Origin of the sequence: Echinicola strongylocentroti, from assembly GCF_003260975.1 — a bacterium.
In the GTDB taxonomy this organism is placed as follows: Bacteria; Bacteroidota; Bacteroidia; order Cytophagales; family Cyclobacteriaceae; genus Echinicola; species Echinicola strongylocentroti.
Genome location: NZ_CP030041.1, coordinates 3,213,342 through 3,235,676 on the forward strand (window position 1 = coordinate 3,213,342; position 22,335 = coordinate 3,235,676).

Consider the following 22,335-nt stretch of genomic DNA (forward strand, 5'->3'; position numbering starts at 1 on the left):
ATTTGGCAAGGCAGGGAGCTAATCTTAGAGAAGTATTGTTGTGTGGTAGAAATTATATACGCGTCATTTCAAAAAACTATTATAAATTCGATCCAAGAAATAAACTCAACCGATCATGCTAAACTGGTCAAACGTCATTCATTTTGCGAACAACGGTAATCCTACTCCCCAAAAAAAGGTAAATAAAAGTGAGGAGGAATGGAAAAACCTCCTGACACCGGAGCAATACAAAATCACCCGTCTAAAAGGCACTGAAAGGGCACATAGCTCAGAGATGTGTAGTCGTTTTGAACCTGGAAAATATGCCTGTGTATGCTGTGATACTTTACTTTTTGATGCGGGTGAAAAATTCGAAAGCGGCACAGGCTGGCCTTCCTTCACTCAGCCCGTGGAAGAAAGCACAATCGCTTATCATAAGGATGTCGCCTTCGGAATGGTCCGGGTAGAAGTCACCTGTAATACCTGCGATGCACATCTCGGCCATGTATTTCCTGATGGCCCAGAGCCCAGTGGACTTCGCTACTGCGTCAACGCCGTTTCACTGCAAAAAGTCTCTTAATCACAGCATGCAAAAATCCGCAGTCAGCATGTTGCAGCAAATAGGATTTGGGGGAGGATGCCATTGGTGTACTGAAGCGGTTTTTCAGCACCTAAAAGGGGTGGCCAAGGTGCACCAAGGCTGGATTGCTGCAAAAGATAACCCGGACTTTTTTTCAGAGGCGGTCTTGGTACATTATGACGAAGATATCATCCCTTTGGCCGTGCTGGTAAAAGCCCATCTGATCACTCACAGCAGCACCTCACAGCATGCCATGCGGGAGAAGTATCGTTCTGCTGTATATGTTTTTGATGATTGTCAGAAAAGAAAGGCCCATGATTGTCTCCAACAGTTACAACCTGAATTTGACCAGCCACTTGTCACACAGACGATGGACTTTGGAGCCTTCAAATCCAACACGGATTTCTTTACCAATTATTACCTAAATAAACCTGAAGCACCGTTCTGTGAGCGTCACATCCAACCTAAATTGTTCTTACTCCAACGTAGCTTGGGTAGCTATTTTAAAGAGCCGTTAGACAGCTATGAGTGAAGGGTAAATTGATTATGTAATTTCCCTATTGTGCCCTATGTGCCTAATGTGGTTGTTTGATAAGTTAGCTACTTTACGTTACTTTCCCCACGTCTTAGGATTTGGGTTTAACCCGGATTATGCGTTAGGAATCGTAGTGAGAGCTGAAATTGCAAGAAAATCAGTTAGTTTGGAGGCATTAGCGTATCACCGCTACGGTTATGCCGAAAACTAAAGTGAAACGGCTGATTTTGAAGCAGTTTAAGGTCGCAACAGATAGGCTAATGCATATTCCGGGTTTAACCTACCAGACTATAACCATGTTTCGCAATCATTCTGTCAAACTCCTTCAACCCTTCATCGGTCATAAAAGGAATAATAAGCTCCCAAATATGTCTTGCCATTTCACCATCTCCCTGGAATTTAAAACTAGTCAAGACTTCACGTTGTGATAACCAAAACGTGATGACGATACGAATGGTGTGTTGCAGGCGGTCAAGGAAGGGATTTATCGAATTATCAATGTATCCATCCTGTAAAAATCTTTCGAAAAAATCGGCCATTTGCTTACTTCTCAGCACTATGGTATCACCTAGGAGCTTGCTTACATCTGGATAAGACCGAGAGATTTCCAATACATCCATATTGAAAAAACGGTATTTCATATGGAAACTCTCCAAATGGACCAAAAGCAAATGAAAATCCTCGAACGAGGCTGTTGCGCCCTTTTGTGACTCATATGACGCACTCATCTCCTCTCGCATCTGCTTGTAGATTGCCAACAAAATCGCCTCGCGATTATTATAATGGTAATCGAGATTGCCGTGACTTATTCCCAATTCAGCCGCAATATGCCGACTGGTGATATTATGGGCTCCATGTAAATTGTACAAACGGATAGCCTCATTGATGATCCTCTGTTTCGTGGAGATTTTCTTTTTCTTTTCCATATCTTTAAAACTAACAAATTGCTGAAATGTTGATAAAATCAAAACCTTTTATTGGCTATTATTACCTAAATTAATTTTAAATCAACATTTATTACGCATTAGCGCCATTGGCTGAATTGGCTTGTTATTATTCCTATGATGCCCTATTATCTGAAGCCTATACACAGTTACACCTCTGCTTCTAAAAAAGAAACAGCTTTATCTATAGTTAAAAGCCCTATGCTAAGACTTGATCACATAAGGCTTGTTGCTGCTGTGTATGCTCTTTTTTGCCATCTTCGTGAGAAAAGATATACGAAAATAAGGCTGTTAACAGAGGAAACTTCAAATCCTCAACAGCTACTAAACAAACATTTGTTTAGAATATTTTCAAGCATTCATCCAGAAAGATGGCATGGAGTTGATTAATTGATTTTGGGTGCTTATTTATTTAACATCCGCTAAAATAAAGCCAATTTTAAGAATATAAAACCCATACAATATTAAAAAAATTAGACCCGAAGACCTAATTGTACCAATTGATCATAAATTTCAGCAAATTGGATAGTATTTATGGGGAGATGGGATTTGGATCCGTTTAGAGCAAGACAGGCCTCGGCACAAAGGAGCTAAAGGCAAATTGATTTTGAAGAAGTTCAAGACCGGAATACCTGTGCGTCGTGGCATAGATAGGCTTGTGCATATAACGGATTTTGATTAGACGCTTCCTTGCTAATGGGTTTTATTTCTCACGGAATGCACAGAACACCCAGAATGGAATAAGGTCTTTCTGAGATTTACATGGTGTCTGTATTATTCACAAATGGCCTAGGGGGATTTCAAATCCCCATTATCTCGGTTCGAGATTACAAATCTCGAACAGCTAAGTTTATGGATTTGTGGTAGTTGGTGTAACGAGCCCATCTAAAAGTACAGGATATATTGATCACGGAATTTTCCCTATTGTGCCCTATGTGCCTAATGTGGTTCTCTAGTAAGCTGGCTTTTTTCGATGTCTTATAATCCGGATTTAACTAGCGGATTCATCCGCAGGATGTTTCCTTATTGGTAATTGTCTAAAACTTCTTTAAACTCCTTTAACTTTTTCTTATCTAATTGATTTAGAGCGTCTTCCTGTGTGGTGGACATCTCCAAAGGGTCATTTATCAAGTTAAAGATTCTACCATCATCATATAGCATTAAGCGTTCATCATGGACATACCTGCTTTTTTTAAACTTGCCCCAGTGAGGATCATAATGGCAAAAGACCCATTTCCTCGTTTTGGACACTTGGTTTATTAATTGCGGATAAAAACTGATGCCATCGGTAGGTGCATCTTCCTGCTTCACTTGTGCTGCTTCCATCAGAGTAGGCAAAAAATCAGTGAAATCCACTAAATTTTCATTCACCTTTCCTTCATCGATATGACCTTTCCAATAGGCTATCATCGGCACGTGGGTTCCAGCAATAGTTGGTTGGCCCTTATCTCCTTGAAAGCTTTTATTATCAACAAGAGAAATTATGTCGTTATCCGTTCCATTGTCTCCAATAAATATGATCAAGGTATCTTCAGCTATTCCTAGGCTATCCACCTTACTCCATATCCTGCCAATCAACTTATCCATGTAGTTTACCATTTGACCAAAATACGCAGGGTCATTTACCTTGCTGGCAGCGTCAAAATCACCAAAGTCCGGATCATCCGGTGTAGGCACAAATGGATCGTGGGTAAGCACCATCGGATAATAGACGAAAAAAGGCTCGTCGGTATTTTCTTCTATAAAATCGGTAATATAATTGGTAAATATATCGGGGCCAAAAGCTCCTTTGTAGGCAAAGGTTTTTCTAGGACTGGTAATGAGTGGGGCCTTATACCTACTTCCAAGCTGCTTGATTTGCCAAAGGCAATAATCGTCAAATCCGGCCATTTCAGGAGTGGTGCCTACTTTCCCACCAGCGAGCTCTTGCTGGTGAGCGTTTCCATAAAGCTGCCATTTGCCAGCAATTAAGGTCGAATAGCCGCTTTCTTTAAGGTAATGGGCAAAGGTCTTCTCTTTAGGATCCAGCAACCCAAAACCTATATAATTTCGGAAATTATACTTCCCGGTCATCAGCTGTACTCGGCTAGTGGTACATAGCGGCGTAGCATAGCATTGGGTAAAATTCATCCCATCCTGGGCCATTTTATCAAGGTTTGGGGTTTGATAGCTCTGGCCTCCATTCACCCCTAATGTTTCATAGCCCAGGTCATCTGCCATGATCAGAATAATATTGGGTGTGGCAGTGGGCTCCCCATGTTGAAAAGCGTAGGAGTTAAATGCCACAAACAGCATCAAACCTATCAGGATTTTGGTTTTATATGACATGGTTTAAGCGAACTGTTTGAAGAAAAAGGAGCTGCTTCTTCATAAATTGGAGAAGCAGCTCCTTATCATAATTGTAGATTACCAATTTGGGTTTTGCTCCAAATTCGGGTTCAATACCAGCTCATCACTTGGAATAGATGTCAAGTAATCTTGGTCCAATCTAAAGCCATAACCATTTGGCATCTGGTTTTGGAAATAATCCACCAAACCGTCCTCATTGGTCAATGCCGTAAAGGATGGTTGGTTTTGATTGTTTAACCATTCTGATTGGTCAAATGGATAACCAAGGGGTCTCGTCCCTTCAAACAAAGCGGCGGCAGCCCAACGGCGATAGTCATCTATCCGTTGGCCTTCGAGTGCCAATTCCACCCTTCTTTCATTACGGATAGCATACAAGGCATCATCAATAGCGTAGCCATAATCCACCAGATTGTCACCATATGCTGGTTGGGGAATGACTTCAAATTCGGCCATACCTGCGCGTTCTCTTAGCTGGTTCAGGACATCATAAGCCACGGTTCCGTCCAGTTCGTACTTAGCTTCGGCATAATTCAATAAAACTTCGCCAAAGCGAAAGTATATGCGTCCAGTCTGACTGTAACCTCCGTAATCTGCACCGGCAGCAGAAGAATAGGGGTTGGAAAACTTTTTAACTTGGAAGCCCGTAGCACATAGCTCTTCGGATCCACCATTCAAGAAAGGCTTATCAAAAACCTGCCCGGCGCTAGCTACCCGAAGATCACCTGGAATCCATACGGTGGCGTGCAACCTTGGGTCACATTCCCCGGCAATAGTCGTCAGAAAATCATTTCCTTTGGTGGTTTGGGCCAGCCCTTTATAATCATATGGCTGTCCATCCTTTCCAAGATAACTGGAAACTAACGACCAAGTGATCGCCATATCCCTCGTTCTTCTGGTAACATAGAATTGCAAATTATGGCCCAATTCCTCAGCAGTACTGGCTATTTTATAAAATAGCACTTCGTCCACAGCAGACATATTATCCAGTCCAAACAAGGTATAATAATCTGACTCAGGGCTTCCTGTATTATAAATACCGACGGTGTAACTACCATTCATCAGCTCGTCCCCTGCATCCACTGCTATCTGAAAATATTTTGCAGGATCCGCCCCTTCGGTGGCAAAATCAGTACCCGCATGGTATTTTTGCCAAGTCCCTTCAAATAATGCGACTTGGCTTTTAAAGGCCAAAGCTGCTTCTTTGCTCAAGCGTGCATTTCCCGTCTCACTTCTTAGGCCGAGATGCTCGATAGCCATGTCCAAGTCCCCAATGATAAAATCAGCCACATCAGTTCTTGGATCTCTCGGTTTATACAAATCCTCATCACCAGGCAAAAGCTGGTGATCATAAATAGGCACGTCTCCATAAGTTTGGAGTTTATCATAGTAAAACCAAGCCCTAAAGAAGTACGCCTCACCCAAGAACTGGGCGTAAGTACTTAAGTCATCATCCACATTGTCTATGTTATCAAAAAGGATATTGATGCTGCGGATATTCTCCCACTCTTGTGTCCACTGTCCATTTCTTGGTGGTCGGCTTCCTTGTATGACATTATCGGGAACTGCAAGGATTAAATTATCAGAATTAGCTTCAGAAACTGGAAGGTTAGCACTGCCATGACCGGGAAGAACTTCGTAGAATTTCTTCACATAATTCTCTACATCATTACTGGTCTTAAAATACTCATCTACGGAAATTTTATCCTCTGGGGGATTATCGATAAACTTCTCGCATGAAACTGCCCCAAACATCAGTAGGAATGCACTTGCTATATATTGTATCTTTTTCATGTCTATCTGTCTTTATAAATTAATAACTCACCTGCAATCCGAGAGACATAATACGGTCTGCACCATATGTTTTCCCTACTCCCCAGGATCCACCTACCGCCACAGGGTCTATCCCTGAGGGAAGGCTTGAAAATGTAAACAGATTCTCGCCCGATACATATACCCTAAAATTGCTGACATGTAACTTATCCATTACGGAAGCAGGAAGTGTGTAACCCAACTGAATGTTCTGAATCCTGAGGTAGGCGCCATTTTGCAGATACCTTGTACTCGTTAGCCTGTTTTTATTGTTCTGAGCATTGTTAAGGTATGGACGAGGGAAGTAGGCTTCTTGGTTAAAGTTAGCTTCTCCTTCATAAAGTCCCGTATAGGCATCTCCCACTTGGTCCCTAAAGTAATCAAGGTGCTCAGGAAACAGGGATGACTGGTTACCGGTACGGAAGCCCCAGAAAATATTCTCACCACTACCAAACCACAGGTCACGTTTGCCCACACCTCTAAGAATCATCGAAAGGTCGAATCCTTTATAGGCTGCATTAAGGTTAAGCCCAAACTGGAAGTGAGGGGTACTATTCCCTATTATACTCAAATCACCATGATCATCTAGGGTATTTGTACCATTGTCCACTTTGCCGTCACCATTGGTATCGACATATTTTACGTCACCAGTATTCCATTCTAGCCCAGTTACATCAGAAAGATCCACTTGGGAAGTATAAGCATCTATCTGCTCTTGGGTTTGATAAAGTCCGTCAGTAGTATATCCCCAAATCTCTCCCTGCTCTTTTCCTTCATACCATGTAGATAGTACTCCGTCCGGATTAAGGTATTCGGTCACCACCGCTTTGCTGTCGAAAATATTGAAACCTACGCTATAGGTAAGTCCACTAGGCAGTGACTGATTCCAAGTAATCGTACTTTCCCATCCTCTTGAACGAAGAGTGGCATTATTGCTACGTGGCACAGTCACTGTGGTATTGTCGATATTATCATAATATCCAAGCACTCCGGGGAGAGGCTGCGATGGGCCTATCATATCAAAAGTCGTACGCTCAAACCAATCAAATACCACCTTAAGACGCTTATCCAAGAAGCTCATATCAGCACCGATATCTATCGTTCTGGCAGTTTCCCATGTCAGGTCTGGGCTGACTAGGGGAGGGACGTCCGCATAGCCTATCGGTCTGGATCCATTTGCTGTAAAAATCCAATCTAAGGCATTTCCAGAAAGTGGAATGAGTGCAATGTCCTGATATGGGGTTACCTGTTGATTACCCAGTTCACCCCAAGAACCTCTCAGCTTTAGTGTATTCACCGTATGGCTGATAGGCTGCCAGAAAGCTTCCTTGTCTATATTCCAACCTAAAGAGAAAGAAGGGAAAAATCCCCAACGGTTTCCTTCTCTAAAGCGGGAACTACCATCATACCTTCCGTTGATCTCCACGAGGTATTTTTCTCGAAAGTTATAGTTAAACCTGCCAAAATAACCTTGCGTACTAATGGTTTGAAGTCCTTCGGTCATTTGAATATCACCGTCTGCGGTATTTAGAGAAGGTACTTCTGGCACCAATATATTTGTTCTTGTTCCATTTAAACTTCGATCTTGGAAGCGCTCAAACTGGGTGCCCGCCAGTATTTTGAAATTATGGCCGTCTCCTAATGTGCCTTCATACGAAGAAAATATATTGGTGGTCCAGTAAAGGTTGCTATAATGAGTGGTCGCTACACTGCTCGGTACCGTGTTTCCGCTGGCCACGACCGTACCGTCTACTTGGTGGTCATATACGGTCAGCTCTTTGCTCCGGTAAAGCTGATCGATATTCCGCATGGCAAAATCCGCATGGATAGTCCAGCCTTCTACGGGTCTTAGGTCAGTGGCAAAATTATGCCAGTTCTCAATAGTCTCCGTAACATCTGTCCCTGCGTCATTTACCCATGGGATCTTGGATTGGATCATGACATTTCCGAAACCATCGTACATGGCATTGGTAGGCATGGTACGGGCGATTTGGTGAAAAATCAAATCATAGGAACCCTGCTTGTCCATATTTGGGATTTCACGCACCGTCTTGGAAAAACGCGGCTGATAGGTAAATTCCCAATTGTCGGTAATATAAGTCGTTATCTTACCCATGATGTTATACCTATCAAAAGTATCCGTACCGTAATTTAAACTTCCTGACTGCCCATATAGCCCTGCTGAGAAGTAATAGGACGTTTTTTCTGTGCCACCAGAAAGGCTCAGGTCGTGCTTTTGGATGAAGCCATTTCCGAAATATTCATCAAACCAATCCCTATTGGCATTTCCAAACTGATTAAATCCCCATTGGTTTAAGTTGTTTGGGTTGGGAGTAGTTTCGAAATATTCCGCATCAGCTGGGAAATTGGCATTTGCACGTAAGAAGTCGTAATCTCCAGCTTGGTAAGCGATGATATTGTCAATGGTCCTGTCGGGAAAAAAACGCCCTCCTGCACCAGCCACACCTGCCTCATTGATAGCTTTGGCATGTGTATAGGAATTCAGCATTTGAGGCAAATTCTGGGGACTGGTCACTGCCACACTTCCCGAATAACTTGCCTGTAGTTTTCCTTTACCCCTTTTTGTAGTAATCACAATCACCCCATAAGGAGCTCTGGCTCCATAAATAGCAGATGCTGCGGCATCCTTCAATACTGAGATGGACTCAATATCATTAGGATTCAGACGGTTCATATCACCTGGTATCCCATCGATGATCACATAAGGCTCACCACCATTGACGGAGCCCATGCCACGGATTTGGATGTTCATGTTGGCACCTGGCTGGAAGCCATCCCCGTCGACCCCAAAAGTAAGTCCTGGTGAGGTACCTTGGAGCAACTGTGATACTGAAGGAGAAGGTCGATCTTTCAGCATCTGCCCATCCACTACATCCACAGCACCGGTTAGGTTAGTTACCTTTTGTGTTCCGTAGCCTACGACCACTACTTCCTGAAGTGCCTGGGCATCTTCCTCCATAGTGACATCTATTTTGGTAGTATTGCCCACCGCAACCACTTGGCTGGTGAACCCAATAAATGAAAACCTCAGCGATGAATCGTCAGGGACTGTGATGCTATACTTCCCGTCGATATCCGTAACCGTCCCTCTGGTGGTACCCTCCACCGTAATGGTGACTCCGGGCAACGGAACACCATCCGGATCAAGTACGGTACCGGTTATGGTCACATCAGCCATGCTTACTTTATGCGAAGTAGGGGCTTCCTTTGCCGCCCTCTTTACATGGATGTTTTGATTTACCTGCTTAAACTGCAGTTGGGTTTGTGCCGCTATATCGACCAAGAGATCATATAGGCTCCGGTTTTCCTCACTGATTGTGATCAAGCCAGCATCTTTGATTTCCTTGTTAGTGTATACAAAATTAAAGTTAGAGGCTGTTTCAATACCTGAAAAGACCTCTTTAAGTCCAGCAGCTTCAAAACCTACACGTACATTTACTTCCTCGAGGCTTTTTACTTGTGATTTCACTTCACTCGCCCACAGGAAACTCATCGATAGCGCCTGAATCGCAAAAGCATATAGAAAGAGCTTTGTCATGTGGATTAGGTGTATAAGTATCCTTTTGTTCATATATTTACATTGTTTATTGAATTGATTGACAATCGATTTGGTGAATTTAATCTGGAACTGAATTTGGACGTTCGTCTTCCAGATACCTTATGCAATCCGGAGCTGTTGGCGCAGCTTCGGGTTTCTTTTGATTGGAGGGTAATGTTCATTTTTATCTCATGGCAGATCAATTAAAATTAATAACTACGTCTTTTTCTTTTATCTTATAGTCAAACCTAGCGGTGTAACTTAGCCCTTGGAGAATATTTTCAAGTGTTTCATCATGAAACACTCCCGACACCAACAGGTTAGTGGAGGGTTGCTTTTCTATGCGTACATCTACACCATACCAATTCTCTAACGTCCTCACCATCTCCCTGACAGGTGTCTTATCAAATATGATCTTCTTGCTTAGCCAAGCGACCGTTACTTCCGGATCAAATCGGAACAAGGACATCTCTTGGCTTTCCTTGTCCACCTTTACTCCATCTCCACTTTTCAAGTACACTTTCTCTCCGGCGGTACTATCACTCACGACTACTTTGCCTTGTACCAATGCGATTTCGAGCAGTTCTCCTTTGTAATTTTGCACATTAAAGGAAGTGCCAAGTGCCATAGTGGCCGTATTGCCAGTGTGTACGACAAAGGGCCTGTCCTCGTCATGGGCTACATCGAAATAGGCCTCACCTTCTAGGTAAATCTCCCGGATATCCTTACCAAATCCCTTTTCATAGGTGATTTTACTGTTGGAATTTAGGCTGACTGTGGAGCCATCGCTTAGATTGACGGTGGATTTTTGACCTCTCGGGGTACTGTTCTCCATATACACCACCATTTGCTCTACGGGTGGTGTCTGACGGGATTGGAAGACATTTGCCAGAATACTCAAAAGCAAACATACCAGTAAGATGGCAGCCACACGCTTCCATTGATGAGCCGTCTTCTTTTGGTACTCCTCATCATATTTTGCAATCAAGGAGGAAGAATCGAGGGGTATGATTTTGGTTTTCTCCCTATCCTCATCCGAGTGTTCGTTTTCATTGGCAGCTCTATCAATTTCCTCCCACATAGAGGACTTATCTTCATCCGAAATAGTGTAGGATTTATCCGCATAATTAAGTACCAACCTCCTGGCCATAGTTATGTCACGGACCTTGTGGGGATAGCGCTTCATATATCCTTCCCATTCGGCATTAAGTTCATGATCTGGTCTGTTGACCCATTTTCTAAAACCGGCATGAAGAACAAAATCTTCAACTGAAAAATCAGATATATTCATAATATTAACATTCATATATATAAGTCTATGACCTGCAAAAGTTATCCTTGTAAAATGAATGAATTTTTATTTTTTACACATAAAACAATTAAATATGCATTTTTATGAAAAACATGTAAAAAATTTACCCTAAAAATGAATAATAGGAAGTGTTTGTTAAAAAACCAGCTCTTCTAAAAGCCCTCGTACCCCTGACTTATTCTTTAGAAAAGCAGGCCTAATGTGAACAATAGGATAATAATGGATTTCTTCAATTTTGAAATGGCTTTCCATGCCAACGTGTAGACAGATCGAAGGTTAATCCCCATGATCTCGGAAACCTCTTCATAGGAAACTTCTTCAAAAAACAGTAACCGCAATACTTCCCGTTGACGGGACGGTAATGCTTCGATACCAGTAGAAAGTTTTCGCTGTAGGAGACTGAGGTCGTGTTCATCAATCATTTTCTTCTCACTTGATTCGGCCAACAACAAGTATTCGTACTCATCCATGGCAAAATCCTGATAGTGTTTTTTCTCCTTTTCTATTTCCTTGACGACTTTGTTTCGGAGGGCTTTGAACAAGTATTGTTTTACATTGACATCTGACCGGAGATTAGTCCGGTACTTCCAAAGATTAATAAAAACTTCCTGAATACAATCTTTCACTAAGCTGCTATTGGAATGAACCGCCATGCCATAACGGTACATTTCATCCACATATAAGGAATATAGTGACTTCAATCCATCCTGATTTCCTACCCGCAAGGACTCCCACGAAGTGGAAGCTACGGCTACCGGCAAATCTGATATATGTGATTGGGATGATGCCATTGGGCAGGTGATTTTATGAATATTCCAGTTTGGAACATCTAAAATAGAAAAATTTATATTAACATAAATTCTTTAGTGTGATTTTTTTTATAAACAGAGCACCCGTTATACCAAAGTTTATAGAAAACTGCCGCATACCAAAGGTGAAAATATTCCACCGTAACACCCTAGGGATTTTCATAAGAAACGTACTTACACGGCCACTAGCTTTGATCATGGTCATCTTTATGTCATAGTGGGGTAGTGCGTCAGCTAATTATGGCACCATTGGCCGCCAATGACTCCATAACCCCTTTGATTTCTTCAAGTTTCTCCAATAACCTTATATTTTCAGGTAACTGAACGGGTGTTCTTAATACCTGATAACCAGAAACAATCAATTCACTATCTGCAAAAATACCTGCCAGTTCATCAAGATAGCCCTGCAAGCTCTCTTCGTCAGGTGAAGTCGTTATTACAGTGATCAAAAATTCAGGTTGATGATATTGGTATACCTCGATAAGGTCATACTTAGGTGTACTTTGCCCTAGATAGATTACCTTGTGCCCTTCTCTCTTGATCAAGTAGGCAGCAAACAACAAGGAAATTTCATGCAATTCACCTTCAGGTAAAAATAGGAGGAATTTCTTTCCCCCTCCCTGATAGACATATTTGTCAATCTCAACAATGAGCTTTTGACGGATGAGGTTACTGATAAAATGCTCTTGGGCTGGAGTAATGGTGCCAACCTGCCACAGGAGACCGATCTTCGACAAGAAAGGATAAATCACCTGCAGCATCGTCTCATCAAACCCTATTCTTCGTTGGTTAATAGATAAGATCCTGTCAAAACTTTCCTCGTCAATCTCGATCATCGACACTGTTAATGCGTGAATCTGATCTTCGTAGGCCAAAGTCCTTTCAGTGAGGCCTATTACTTTATCACGCATTTCTTGGGCATTCATCTGGGCAATTTTGGAAATCTTAAAGCCATTATTGTTCAGCAATGCCACATTGAGGATCAGCTTAAGGTCCGCATCGTCATAATACCGGATATTGGTTTCCGTTCGCTTTGGCTGTACCAGATTATACCGCTGTTCCCAAATTCTCAGCGTATGGGCCTTGATACCACTAAGGTGTTCAAGGTCTTTTATCGAATAACTGCTCATTTCTCCCGTACTTTAAAATACTTAAAAGGCACCATAAAAAGCCCAAAAGCTTCCGACCCTTCTTTTTTGTTATTGGCATGGTGGTCTTGGTGAGCCCTGACCATCCCTCTCCATAGCCCCTTTTCTGGTCGCTTTAGCCATTTTATCCTCCTGTGAATGATCACATCGTGAAAGAAGAAATAACACATCCCGTACACACTGATCCCAATTCCTAACCAAAACCGATAATCCAACTCGTCAAAACCTACCATCATCAAAATGACCGAAACACTGCCAAACAACACTGAGAATAAATCATTTTTTTCAAAATAACCTTTCGTTGGCTCATGATGCGTCTTATGTATCTCCCAAAAGACCCCATGCATCAGGTACTTGTGAATCCCCCAGCCAGTAACCTCCATAATGACAAAACCCAACACTATGAATATAATTGCATTTACCATGACTCAATAACTCTCGCAAAAGACCAATTGTTTTGGCAGATGGTTTGAAAACCATCAGTACATGATCCTTTTATAGATTTTGTTCTGACTAAACCACCTGAAATAGCTATTTTTGCCAATAGCTTAATTAAACTCGGAATTGTATTACCCTCTATTGCGACCTGAAGCTGCTTCAAGATCAGCCGCTACGCTTTAGTTTGGAGGTGTAACCGTATCAGGGCTTCCTCAACTCCTCCAAACTAACTGATTTTATTGCACTTTCAGCTCTTACCGAGATCCGTTGGGATGGGGCATGACGATTCATAATGCATTAACCGAGTTAAACAAATTTACCGGTTTTGTTTAATAAAAACGCAATAAAAAATAAACAAAAGTACGCAATGATTTTATACAACGTCACAGTCAATATCGACCAAACTGTAGAAAAGGAATGGATCAAATGGATGAAGGAGGAGCATATCCCTGATGTAATGGCCACTGGGTTTTTCCATGACCATAAATTTTTCAGGCTGCTGCACGAAACCGAAGACGGTGGGGTGAACTATTCAGTACAGTACTTCACTGATACCCTACAAAAAGTCCAAGAGTATCAGGAAAAACATTCAAAAATATTGCAAGATAAATTCAGGCAACGTTTTCAGGATCGATACGCTGTATTCAGGTCACTACTTGAACAGGTGTAAGCAGGGTCTCTTTGATCTCTGCCAAGCTTCTCTTGATCTCCCTCGTTATGGACAGGGGAGACCCAAGAGAGGCCTGTCTTGACGCTCGGGAATCGGTCCGTCTGGCGCCTACTGTCTCCCGGTGCGGGCTCATGTCTCACTTCTCGTACGTGATCTTCTTTCCTTCTTTACATATCGATTATACTACCCTAACCGCTCTTTGATTTCTTCAGACTGCAAGTGGCAATTGTACCAACCACCCTCTATTTCTGCATCATATTTTTTATAAAAGTTAATGGCGGGATCATTCCAGTCAAGCACCTGCCACATCATCCCTGTACAGTTTTCTTCCAAGGACTTTTTCATCACTCGCTCAAAAAGCAACTTGCCTGCGCCTTTTCCACGCTCTTTTTCCGTTACGATATAATCCTCCAAATACAGGCGCTTGCCTTTCCAAGTGCTGTAACGATAATAGTATATGGCCGTGCCAATGATCTCTTGACTGCTGTCCTTTATCAATACAAAAAATCCGTAAACGGGATTGGGACCAAAACCGTCCTTTTCCATCATCGCTATGGTGTTGGTCACTTGTTCTGGAGCCTTTTCGTAAATTGCCAGTTCTTCGATCAACTCAAAGATCCTGGGCAAATCTTCTTTTTTTCCTTCTCTGATTGTGTACATAATTCGAAATTAGAAAATTTTAGAAAAAGAACTAGCCTCCTGCTTCTTTTTGGGGAGTCTAGATGCTAGATTTATCTAACAGGATAAGGCTGTCTCATAAATAAGTTTGTCCAAACATTAAGCGAAGTGAAATAATCTCGCTACATGTCAAAACTTCATCAACAGGGAGAATTACTTATGGGACAGTCTCTTTTGATGACCTTCATAAATTCTTAAATATGTTTTTATCCATTGATGCAGGTAATTCGAATGTTGTTTTTGGTTTTTACGACCCCAGAGACGACCAATGGGAACCCGTCATTCGCCTAGAGACCCAAAGGGCCATGGAACTTCGTTATTTACAAAAAAACGTGGACCTGTTTTTTTTGGAATCTTCCATTAAACCTACAGCTATCACTGGGGTAGGCATCAGCTCTGTGGTACCAGAAATCAACGAAAACCTGAAGAAAGTAGTAAAGTCATCCCTTCATCAAGATGCACACCTGATTACGGAACGGAGTTATAGGCACCTCCCCGTAACTACCAAGAGACCCGCAGAAATGGGCTCCGACCTTATGGCCAATGCTGCAGCAGCCTACCATCATTACCAATCACACTGCATTGTCGTGGATTTTGGAACCGCACTTACCTTTACGGTAATCGACGGCCAAGGGGAGGTTTTGGGAGTAAATATTGTGCCGGGATTGAAGACCGCCCTAAAGTCACTGTTCATGAACACCTCCAAACTACCAGAAGTCAGCTTAGAGGTGCCAGATTCGGCCATAGGCAAAAACACGGTTCACTCCATCCAAGCGGGGATCTTATATGGCTATGCAGGTTTGGTAAAAGGAATGCTCCAAGCCATCAGGAATGAAGTCCCCGAGAATTTTAAAATAGTCGCCACTGGAGGATTATCCAAAATCCTCACCAATCTGAAAGGAGAATTTGACCAAGTGGATAAAAACCTCACCCTAAAAGGAATAAAGCTGATCACCGAACACAACAGCTAATATAGTCCCGCCACTTTGACCACTATCTGTCTCCTCTGTGTCTAATGTAGTTGTCAAATAAGTTAACTGATTTACCCAGGGCAAACGCGTTTAGTGTTTTGAAGGGAGACAATTTTCGTGTAGGCATAGCTATCATCCATGCCGCTGGCACTTTGCCCCGATTTGTACATTGGAAACCGCAGTAACCTATCTTACCGAATGGCGGGATGGGCTGAAAGAATGATTAGTTGGTTTGGTTGAGGTTAAACCCTGAATATGCGTTAGCAACTGAGCATCCTGCCTAATCCGACTTTGGCGGAGGGTCATACAGAAGGTGCAAGTGACAACCTGCACTTTTTGGATGTCTTGGAATTCGGGTTGCACATTATAGGCCAAAAAAAAAACGGAGCTTATTCGGCTCCGTCTTTTATATTAAGTTCTATTTCTTCTCCTGTTTCGTCCAGGAATTTATACTCCGTCACTGGTAATGAAGAATCTTTGATCAGTTTTACCCATTTGAAATATTTAAAAAACCATTTCATCCTTTTTGACATCATGCCTTGGGTAAAGTAGGCATGAAGATAAGGGTGTAAACCTATTTTTATTTTTGGCAAGTTTTGGTGTACAGCAGTGTACTCAAGATCTCTTTCCAATTTATCAGCTACCAGGATGGAGGCCTGGATTTTGCCTGTACCATTACAAGACGGACAGGTTTCTTTTGTTACAATATTGACCTCTGGTCTTACACGCTGCCGGGTAATCTGCATTAGACCAAACTTGGTCAGTGGCAGTATGGTGTTTTTGGACCGGTCATCTTTCATTGCTGTTTTCATGGCTTCATAGACAGTCCGTTTGTTATCGGCCTTTTTCATGTCTATAAAGTCAATGACAATGATGCCTCCCATATCCCTAAGGCGAAGCTGTCTGGCAATTTCTTTTACGGCGACCAGGTTGGTTTTTAATGCTGTCATTTCCTGGTCACTTTCTTGATTGGACTTGTTTCCACTGTTCACATCGATGACGTGCAGCGCTTCGGTGTGTTCGATAATCAGGTAGCCTCCATGCGGAAGGCTCACCGACTGTCCAAAGAGACTTTTTATCTGCTTTTCAATTCCAAAACTTTCAAAGAGCTTAGCTTTTCCGTTGTAAAGCTTAACAATTTTTTCCTTTTCAGGGGCGATCGATCTGATATAAGACCGAATCTGATCATAGATTAATTCATCCTCTACCGTGATTGCATCGAATGATTCGTTGAGCAGGTCTCTCACAATGGAGCTTGCCATACTCATTTCTCCTATCACCTTGTCTTTGCTCTTGGCTTTCATGAGCTTTTTCATTCCATCTTCCCAAGAGTCTACTAGATTTCTGAGGTCTTTGTCCAGCTCTGTGACCGATTGGCCTTCAGCGACTGTTCTAATAATGACCCCAAAATTATCGGGCTTGATGGAAGTAATCAGTCTGGCAAGCCTTCTTCTTTCTTCAGCCTTACGGATCTTTTTGGATACGTTGACTGCATTCGAAAAAGGCACCAATACCAAGTAGCGACCGGCGAGGGAGAGCTCACAGGATAGTCGTGGGCCTTTCGTTGAGATCGGCTCCTTTACAACCTGAACTAATATCTGGTTATTTTTAGAAAGGACTTGGGAAATCTTTCCCAGCTTTTCTATCTCAGGTTCTAGTTGAAACCCTTTGAGGGTAGGTTGCTGATTGTGATTGTTCCTGATCTGTTTGGTGTATTTGATCAAGCTTTTCACTTTCGGCCCCAAGTCCTGGTAATGCAAAAATGCATCCTTTTCGTATCCCACATCAATGAATCCCGCATTTAGGCCATTGACGATCTTACGAACCGTTCCCAGGTACATGTCCCCTACTTTGAACTGGTTGCTTTCTTCATCGGAATGAAGCTCTACCAGTCCTTTGTTCTTCAAAAGGGCTATGCGACTACCGTTTTGAGCAGAATCAATTACTAATTCCGTACTCAAATCGTGTCTCCTTTCTTATGTTAATGAACGTGTTTGTGTAAAAACTCAAAAAGAAGAAGTGTATTACTTCTTCTTATGTCTGTTTTTTCTCAGTCTCTTTTTACGCTTGTGCGTAGCGATCTTATGTCTTTTTCTTTTTTTACCGCAAGGCATAATCTTATGGATTTAAGTTTAACAATACTTTTATAGTTGTCCCAGATAGTTGTCGATACTTGAGAGGATCATCGGATCTTCCGTCATATCTTTTACTTTCTGAAACTGATTTTTTGCTTTTTTCTTTTGTTTCGCCTCGAAGTAGCTCACTCCCAAGTAAAACTGACCTTGGACATTGTCGGGATAATAACCTACTAAGTCCTCAAAACGTTCCACAGCCCTTTTGTATTGGCCGGACTGCATAGAAAGCACTCCCATATTATAGATCGCTTCTTCATTTTGGGGATCTTCTTCCAGTACCTCACGGATCATCATGATTCCCTGCATGGGATTGGAAGAAGACACATAGGTCATGGCCACCTTTGTCTTTAGGTCAAGTCGTTCAGGATTGGCTTCCAAGACTTGGTTCAGGTAATGTCTGGTCTTTTCGGCCAGGTCATTCATTTTTCCCTGATCCATTGCGAAACCGTATGCTTCGTAATAGGCATTTCCTGCTTTTTCTTTCAATGCCAAGTCCGAAAATTGCTCGGCTCCGCTTCCCAAATAGTAGGCAGCGCTGTCGTACATTCCGGCTTTTTGATAAAAAGCAGCTAATGAATCTGCAAATATAGTAAATTTTTCTTTACTTTCTGCTTTTTCCAGATTGGCAATCAGGCCACTAACCGTTCCGCGCTCAGTTTCCGGGAGCTGGACATCGTGTGCCTGCACCACCGAATCGGATGCCGCAACATCCTCCTGCCCGATGTTTTCACTGTTTTCCTCATTGTCAACCACCACACGGGGCAGGGAATACAAGATTCCTATGGCTACAATGACTACAACGACCAGGATGATTTGCGTCTTTTTCATACAGTCTCGTTCATCTCAGGATTAATCCTGAAAAGCTACCTCTTTAACTTTTTTACTGTTTTTGATTTTGTCGATAAACACTTTTGAAGGCTTGAACGCCGGCACATAATGCTCATCGATTACGATAGCAGTGTTTTTGCTGATGTTTCTGGCGATCTTTTTAGCTCTCTTCTTGTTGATGAAGCTGCCAAATCCCCTCACATAAATATTCTCTCCCTCAGACATAGAATCTTTTACTACTTTGAAGAATGCCTCAATGGTTTGAGTTACATCATCCTTCTGAATTCCTGTCTTGTCCGAAATCTTGGTAATTACCTCTGCTTTAGTCACTGTATTTAAATTTTAATTTGATTAAATTGCTTAACAATCTATTAACCAACTAATTTTGGGACTGCAAATTTAAATGATGGTTTTCAATATAAAAACAAATTGATGAAATTTAGCATCTTTTGTTCAACGAAAATCTCAAACATAAAATTCCAAAAGTTTTGACTTTCAGCCATTTTCACCAAAAGCTACTACAATGGTACCCCCAAAATAAAAGGGATCTGCCATGGAGAAATACCCAAAACCCATACATCATTTGGCTCTCAGAAATTATCTTGCAGCAGACTCGCGTGGCACAAGGACTCCCTTATTTTGAAAAATTTGTTAAGTTTTACCCCACTGTGCAGGACCTTGCCCAAGCACCAATAGAGGATGTGCTCCGACTATGGCAAGGCCTAGGCTACTACAGCCGTGCCAGAAATTTACACCATTGCGCCCGACAGGTAGCTGAAGAATATAACGGACATTTCCCCACTGACTATAAATCCCTTCTTCGTCTCAAGGGCATCGGACAATATACCGCCGCAGCCATTGCTTCCTTTGCCTACAAAGAAAAAGTCGCCGTGGTGGACGGCAATGTGTTCAGGGTCCTGAGTCGCTATTTTGGAGTAGATGCGGATATCAGTAGCACCAATGGCAAAAAACAATTCCAGCAATTGGCGAACAAGGCCATTCCGGATAGCCAGCCGGACGAGTACAACCAGGCTATCATGGAATTTGGCGCCCTTCAGTGCACGCCCAAAAAAGTGGATTGCCAAGTATGTCCACTGCAAGACAGCTGCTTTGCCCATGCAAACGACCAAGTGGAAATGTTACCTGTCAAAAGCAAAAAAATAAAAGTGACCACCCGGGCGTTTCTCTATCATGAAATCGACTGTGGAGACAAAAAACTGGTAAAAACCCGTGGACCAAAAGATATTTGGCAAGGACTGACCGATTTTCCCCTGGTAGAATTTTCCTCTCCGGAAAAAATCGATCCCGAAGCATCAGATTTATTCAAAGAACTTCAGGAATTTAAGCCCTTGGTCGATTTCCAAAGTGAAAAGACTTATAAGCATATACTGTCCCATCAAAAAATTTTTTCAAACTTTGTCACGTTCAATATAGCAGCCGAAAAGCAGACTGAAGTAAAAAAATGGGCTGACTCCAAGGGCTATCGGTTATGTAATGCAGAAGAACTGGAAGCATTGGGCAAACCACAACTGATCGTGCGCTATTTGAACGATAAAAAATAATCCTTAATTTAGATTAAACTCTTCGAGGGTTTTGTATAACCAATGTAGAATAATATAGACCCCCAGAAGCGTTTAGAGAGAAAATAAATTTAAATACTGAATACTAAAAGTAAATTATGGCCGGTGTAAACAAAGTAATATTAGTTGGCAATTTGGGCAAAGACCCAGAAGTGAGACATTTGGAGAGCGGCAGTGTAGTGGCCAACGTAGCACTAGCGACAACAGAAGCCTACAAAGACCGGAACGGAAACCGTGTAGAAAATACCGAATGGCACGACCTGGAAATGTGGGACGGCCAAGCAAAAGTGGCCGAGCAGTACCTCAAAAAAGGCAGCCAAATCTTCGTGGAAGGAAAAATCAAATCGGACACCTGGCAAGACGAACAGGGCAACAACCGCAAAAAAGTAAGAATCCGCGTACTTAGCTTCACCATGTTGGGCTCCAGAAACGCGGACGGAGGATCTTCCGGAGGAAATTACGGTGGCGCTGGACAATCTCCCCAGTCCGCTCCTAATAATGCACAACCCGCTGCATCCATGCCATCCTCAGGAGGTAACACTGATGAAGTAGAAGATGATCTGCCATTCTAATACAGTCAGTTATGAGTTTTGTAATGGATAAATCATTATTTTTGCCAATCAACATTTGAATCATTTAATGGACGATCCATACCCGAGTATTTTATTGCTGGCTGAAATCAACCAGGTTTCAGCCGGCTATATCATTACCAACAGTCTCATTTTTCTCTTTCTGCTATTGGGGTCTGCCTTGATCTCAGGATCAGAAGTAGCCTACTTTTCGCTCTCACACGATGACCTGAGTCTCCTCAATGCCGAGTCAGATGAAAAATCCGAACTGGTCATCCGATTGATCGAGGCACCGCAGAAGCTGCTCAGTACCATCCTGATCCTGAACAACATGATCAATATTGGCATCGTGACCTTGACGACCTTCTTCACCCTGACCCTTTTCGGTGCCAATGCCACCGGGATCGTAGTGGTGTTGATACAGACTGTCGGTATCACATTTGCCATTGTGTTCTTTGGCGAAATCGTGCCAAAGGTGTATGCCAATAATGCTCGGGTGGCCTTTAGTAAACTAATGGCCAAGACCCTGAATTTCTTCTCTATCATATTGGCCCCGCTTTCATCATTTTTGATGACCATCAGTAACATCATCGAACGACGTATCGAAAAAAAAGGCTATACCCTTTCAGTAAATGAACTCCACCAAGCCCTAGAAATCACTGCGGAGAACTCTACTGATGGCGAAAAAGACATCTTTAAGGGTATTGTAAACTTCGGCACCTTGTCGGTGAAGCAGGTGATGTGCTCCCGCATGGACATCACCGCAGTGGATGTAGAAATGGACTTTCATGAGCTGATGGACAAGATCAACAAAAGCGGCTACTCCCGTATCCCTGTCTATCGCGAAACCATCGATAATATAGAAGGCATACTCTATATCAAGGACCTCCTGACCCACATCGAAAAAGAAGAGGATTTTCAGTGGCAAACGCTGCCCCGCAAAGGGTTCTTTGTCCCGGAAAACAAAAAAGTGGATGCCTTGCTCAAAGATTTCCAAAATAAGCGCGTACACATGGCCATCGTCGTAGACGAATATGGGGGCACTTCAGGCCTAGTGACGTTGGAAGACCTTATCGAAGAAATCATCGGGGAAATCAACGACGAGTTTGATGATGCAGACGATATGTTTTACAAACGAATCGATGAAAGCACCTTTATTTTTGAAGGAAAAGTGTCGCTTAATGACTTTTGCAAAAAGCTCGAATTGGAGCCTCAGGTATTTGATGAGGTGAAAGGCGACAGTGAATCACTTGGAGGATTATTGCTAGAGCTCAACACCAAGTTTCCCAATGCGGGTTCCAAGATCAAGTTCGAGCACTTCACCTTCACCATCATGGCCGTAGATGCCCGCCGTATCAAAAAGGTAAAAGTGCACTTAGAGCGCCAAGAGGCCAAAGGTGCTGCCCATAATGAGGATTAAACCCGGGTTCTAAGACGTTGAG

General features: G+C 42.5%; 19 protein-coding genes. 7 read left to right on the top strand and 12 right to left on the bottom strand.

The window, feature by feature from the left end; all coding sequences use genetic code 11:
• Nucleotides 1–115: 115 nt before the first annotated feature.
• Nucleotides 116–559, top strand: coding sequence for a peptide-methionine (R)-S-oxide reductase MsrB (gene msrB, locus DN752_RS12485; RefSeq protein ID WP_112784255.1), 444 nt, complete (start codon nt 116–118; stop codon nt 557–559).
• A gap of 28 nt (nt 560–587) precedes the next feature.
• Complete coding sequence (locus DN752_RS12490; protein WP_112786530.1) at nt 588–1,091, top strand: peptide-methionine (S)-S-oxide reductase; 504 nt, start codon at nt 588–590, stop codon at nt 1,089–1,091.
• Between the two features lie 278 nt (nt 1,092–1,369).
• Here the strand turns inward: DN752_RS12490 and DN752_RS12495 are convergent, their stop codons facing one another.
• From DN752_RS12495 to DN752_RS12530, 8 genes are all read right to left on the bottom strand, one after another.
• Entirely contained in the window at nt 1,370–2,020 is a 651-nt protein-coding gene (locus DN752_RS12495; protein WP_112784256.1) for a TetR/AcrR family transcriptional regulator, read from the bottom strand.
• A gap of 1,041 nt (nt 2,021–3,061) precedes the next feature.
• The gene (locus tag DN752_RS12500) at nt 3,062–4,366 is read right to left on the bottom strand and encodes a sulfatase-like hydrolase/transferase (RefSeq protein WP_112784257.1); all 1,305 of its coding nucleotides are present in this window, start codon (nt 4,364–4,366) and stop codon (nt 3,062–3,064) included.
• A 78-nt stretch (nt 4,367–4,444) separates the two neighbouring features.
• The gene (locus DN752_RS12505; RefSeq protein WP_112784258.1) at nt 4,445–6,178 is read right to left on the bottom strand and encodes a RagB/SusD family nutrient uptake outer membrane protein; all 1,734 of its coding nucleotides are present in this window, start codon (nt 6,176–6,178) and stop codon (nt 4,445–4,447) included.
• A gap of 19 nt (nt 6,179–6,197) precedes the next feature.
• The gene (locus DN752_RS12510) at nt 6,198–9,755 is read right to left on the bottom strand and encodes a SusC/RagA family TonB-linked outer membrane protein (protein ID WP_162633207.1); all 3,558 of its coding nucleotides are present in this window, start codon (nt 9,753–9,755) and stop codon (nt 6,198–6,200) included.
• A 199-nt stretch (nt 9,756–9,954) separates the two neighbouring features.
• Nucleotides 9,955–11,061 carry a FecR family protein gene (locus DN752_RS12515; protein WP_112784260.1) on the bottom strand — a complete coding sequence of 369 codons (1,107 nt, stop codon included), beginning with the start codon at nt 11,059–11,061 and terminating at the stop codon, nt 9,955–9,957.
• Between the two features lie 188 nt (nt 11,062–11,249).
• A complete protein-coding gene (locus DN752_RS12520) occupies nt 11,250–11,858 on the bottom strand; it encodes an RNA polymerase sigma factor (protein WP_112784261.1) in 609 nt (202 codons plus the stop codon).
• Nucleotides 11,859–12,106: 248 nt separating this feature from the next.
• On the bottom strand, nt 12,107–13,006 hold the full coding sequence (locus DN752_RS12525) for a MerR family transcriptional regulator (protein WP_112784262.1): 900 nt from the start codon (nt 13,004–13,006) through the stop codon (nt 12,107–12,109).
• Nucleotides 13,003–13,449 (bottom strand): sterol desaturase family protein, encoded by a 447-nt coding sequence (locus tag DN752_RS12530; RefSeq protein ID WP_112784263.1) that lies wholly within the window; start codon nt 13,447–13,449, stop codon nt 13,003–13,005. The genes DN752_RS12525 and DN752_RS12530 overlap by 4 nt, the downstream gene beginning before the upstream one ends.
• 380 nt (nt 13,450–13,829) lie before the next feature.
• On the opposite strand from DN752_RS12530, the gene DN752_RS12535 reads away from it, so the two are divergent.
• Nucleotides 13,830–14,132 carry a DUF4286 family protein gene (locus tag DN752_RS12535; RefSeq protein WP_112784264.1) on the top strand — a complete coding sequence of 101 codons (303 nt, stop codon included), beginning with the start codon at nt 13,830–13,832 and terminating at the stop codon, nt 14,130–14,132.
• Between the two features lie 183 nt (nt 14,133–14,315).
• Here the strand turns inward: DN752_RS12535 and DN752_RS12540 are convergent, their stop codons facing one another.
• Nucleotides 14,316–14,792: a GNAT family N-acetyltransferase gene (locus tag DN752_RS12540; protein WP_112784265.1), complete on the bottom strand. Its 477-nt coding sequence runs from the start codon at nt 14,790–14,792 to the stop codon at nt 14,316–14,318.
• Nucleotides 14,793–15,010: 218 nt separating this feature from the next.
• Here DN752_RS12540 and DN752_RS12545 point away from each other — a divergent pair, with 218 nt between their 5' ends.
• Entirely contained in the window at nt 15,011–15,781 is a 771-nt protein-coding gene (locus DN752_RS12545) for a type III pantothenate kinase (protein ID WP_112784266.1), read from the top strand.
• Between the two features lie 389 nt (nt 15,782–16,170).
• Here DN752_RS12545 and DN752_RS12550 read toward each other — a convergent pair whose 3' ends face one another.
• The 3 genes from DN752_RS12550 to DN752_RS12560 form a co-directional block, all read right to left on the bottom strand.
• Entirely contained in the window at nt 16,171–17,742 is a 1,572-nt protein-coding gene (locus DN752_RS12550) for an Rne/Rng family ribonuclease (protein ID WP_112784267.1), read from the bottom strand.
• Between the two features lie 183 nt (nt 17,743–17,925).
• Nucleotides 17,926–18,744, bottom strand: a complete 819-nt coding sequence (locus DN752_RS12555; protein WP_112784268.1) for a tetratricopeptide repeat protein — start codon at nt 18,742–18,744, stop codon at nt 17,926–17,928.
• A 21-nt stretch (nt 18,745–18,765) separates the two neighbouring features.
• Nucleotides 18,766–19,074: an HU family DNA-binding protein gene (locus DN752_RS12560; protein WP_112784269.1), complete on the bottom strand. Its 309-nt coding sequence runs from the start codon at nt 19,072–19,074 to the stop codon at nt 18,766–18,768.
• Between the two features lie 158 nt (nt 19,075–19,232).
• Here DN752_RS12560 and mutY point away from each other — a divergent pair, with 158 nt between their 5' ends.
• From mutY to gldE, 3 genes are all read left to right on the top strand, one after another.
• Nucleotides 19,233–20,306 carry an A/G-specific adenine glycosylase gene (mutY, locus tag DN752_RS12565; RefSeq protein ID WP_112786531.1) on the top strand — a complete coding sequence of 358 codons (1,074 nt, stop codon included), beginning with the start codon at nt 19,233–19,235 and terminating at the stop codon, nt 20,304–20,306.
• A 116-nt stretch (nt 20,307–20,422) separates the two neighbouring features.
• Nucleotides 20,423–20,896, top strand: coding sequence for a single-stranded DNA-binding protein (gene ssb, locus DN752_RS12570; protein ID WP_112784270.1), 474 nt, complete (start codon nt 20,423–20,425; stop codon nt 20,894–20,896).
• Nucleotides 20,897–20,963: 67 nt separating this feature from the next.
• Nucleotides 20,964–22,313, top strand: coding sequence for a gliding motility-associated protein GldE (gene gldE / locus DN752_RS12575; protein WP_112784271.1), 1,350 nt, complete (start codon nt 20,964–20,966; stop codon nt 22,311–22,313).
• Nucleotides 22,314–22,335 lie beyond the last annotated feature (22 nt).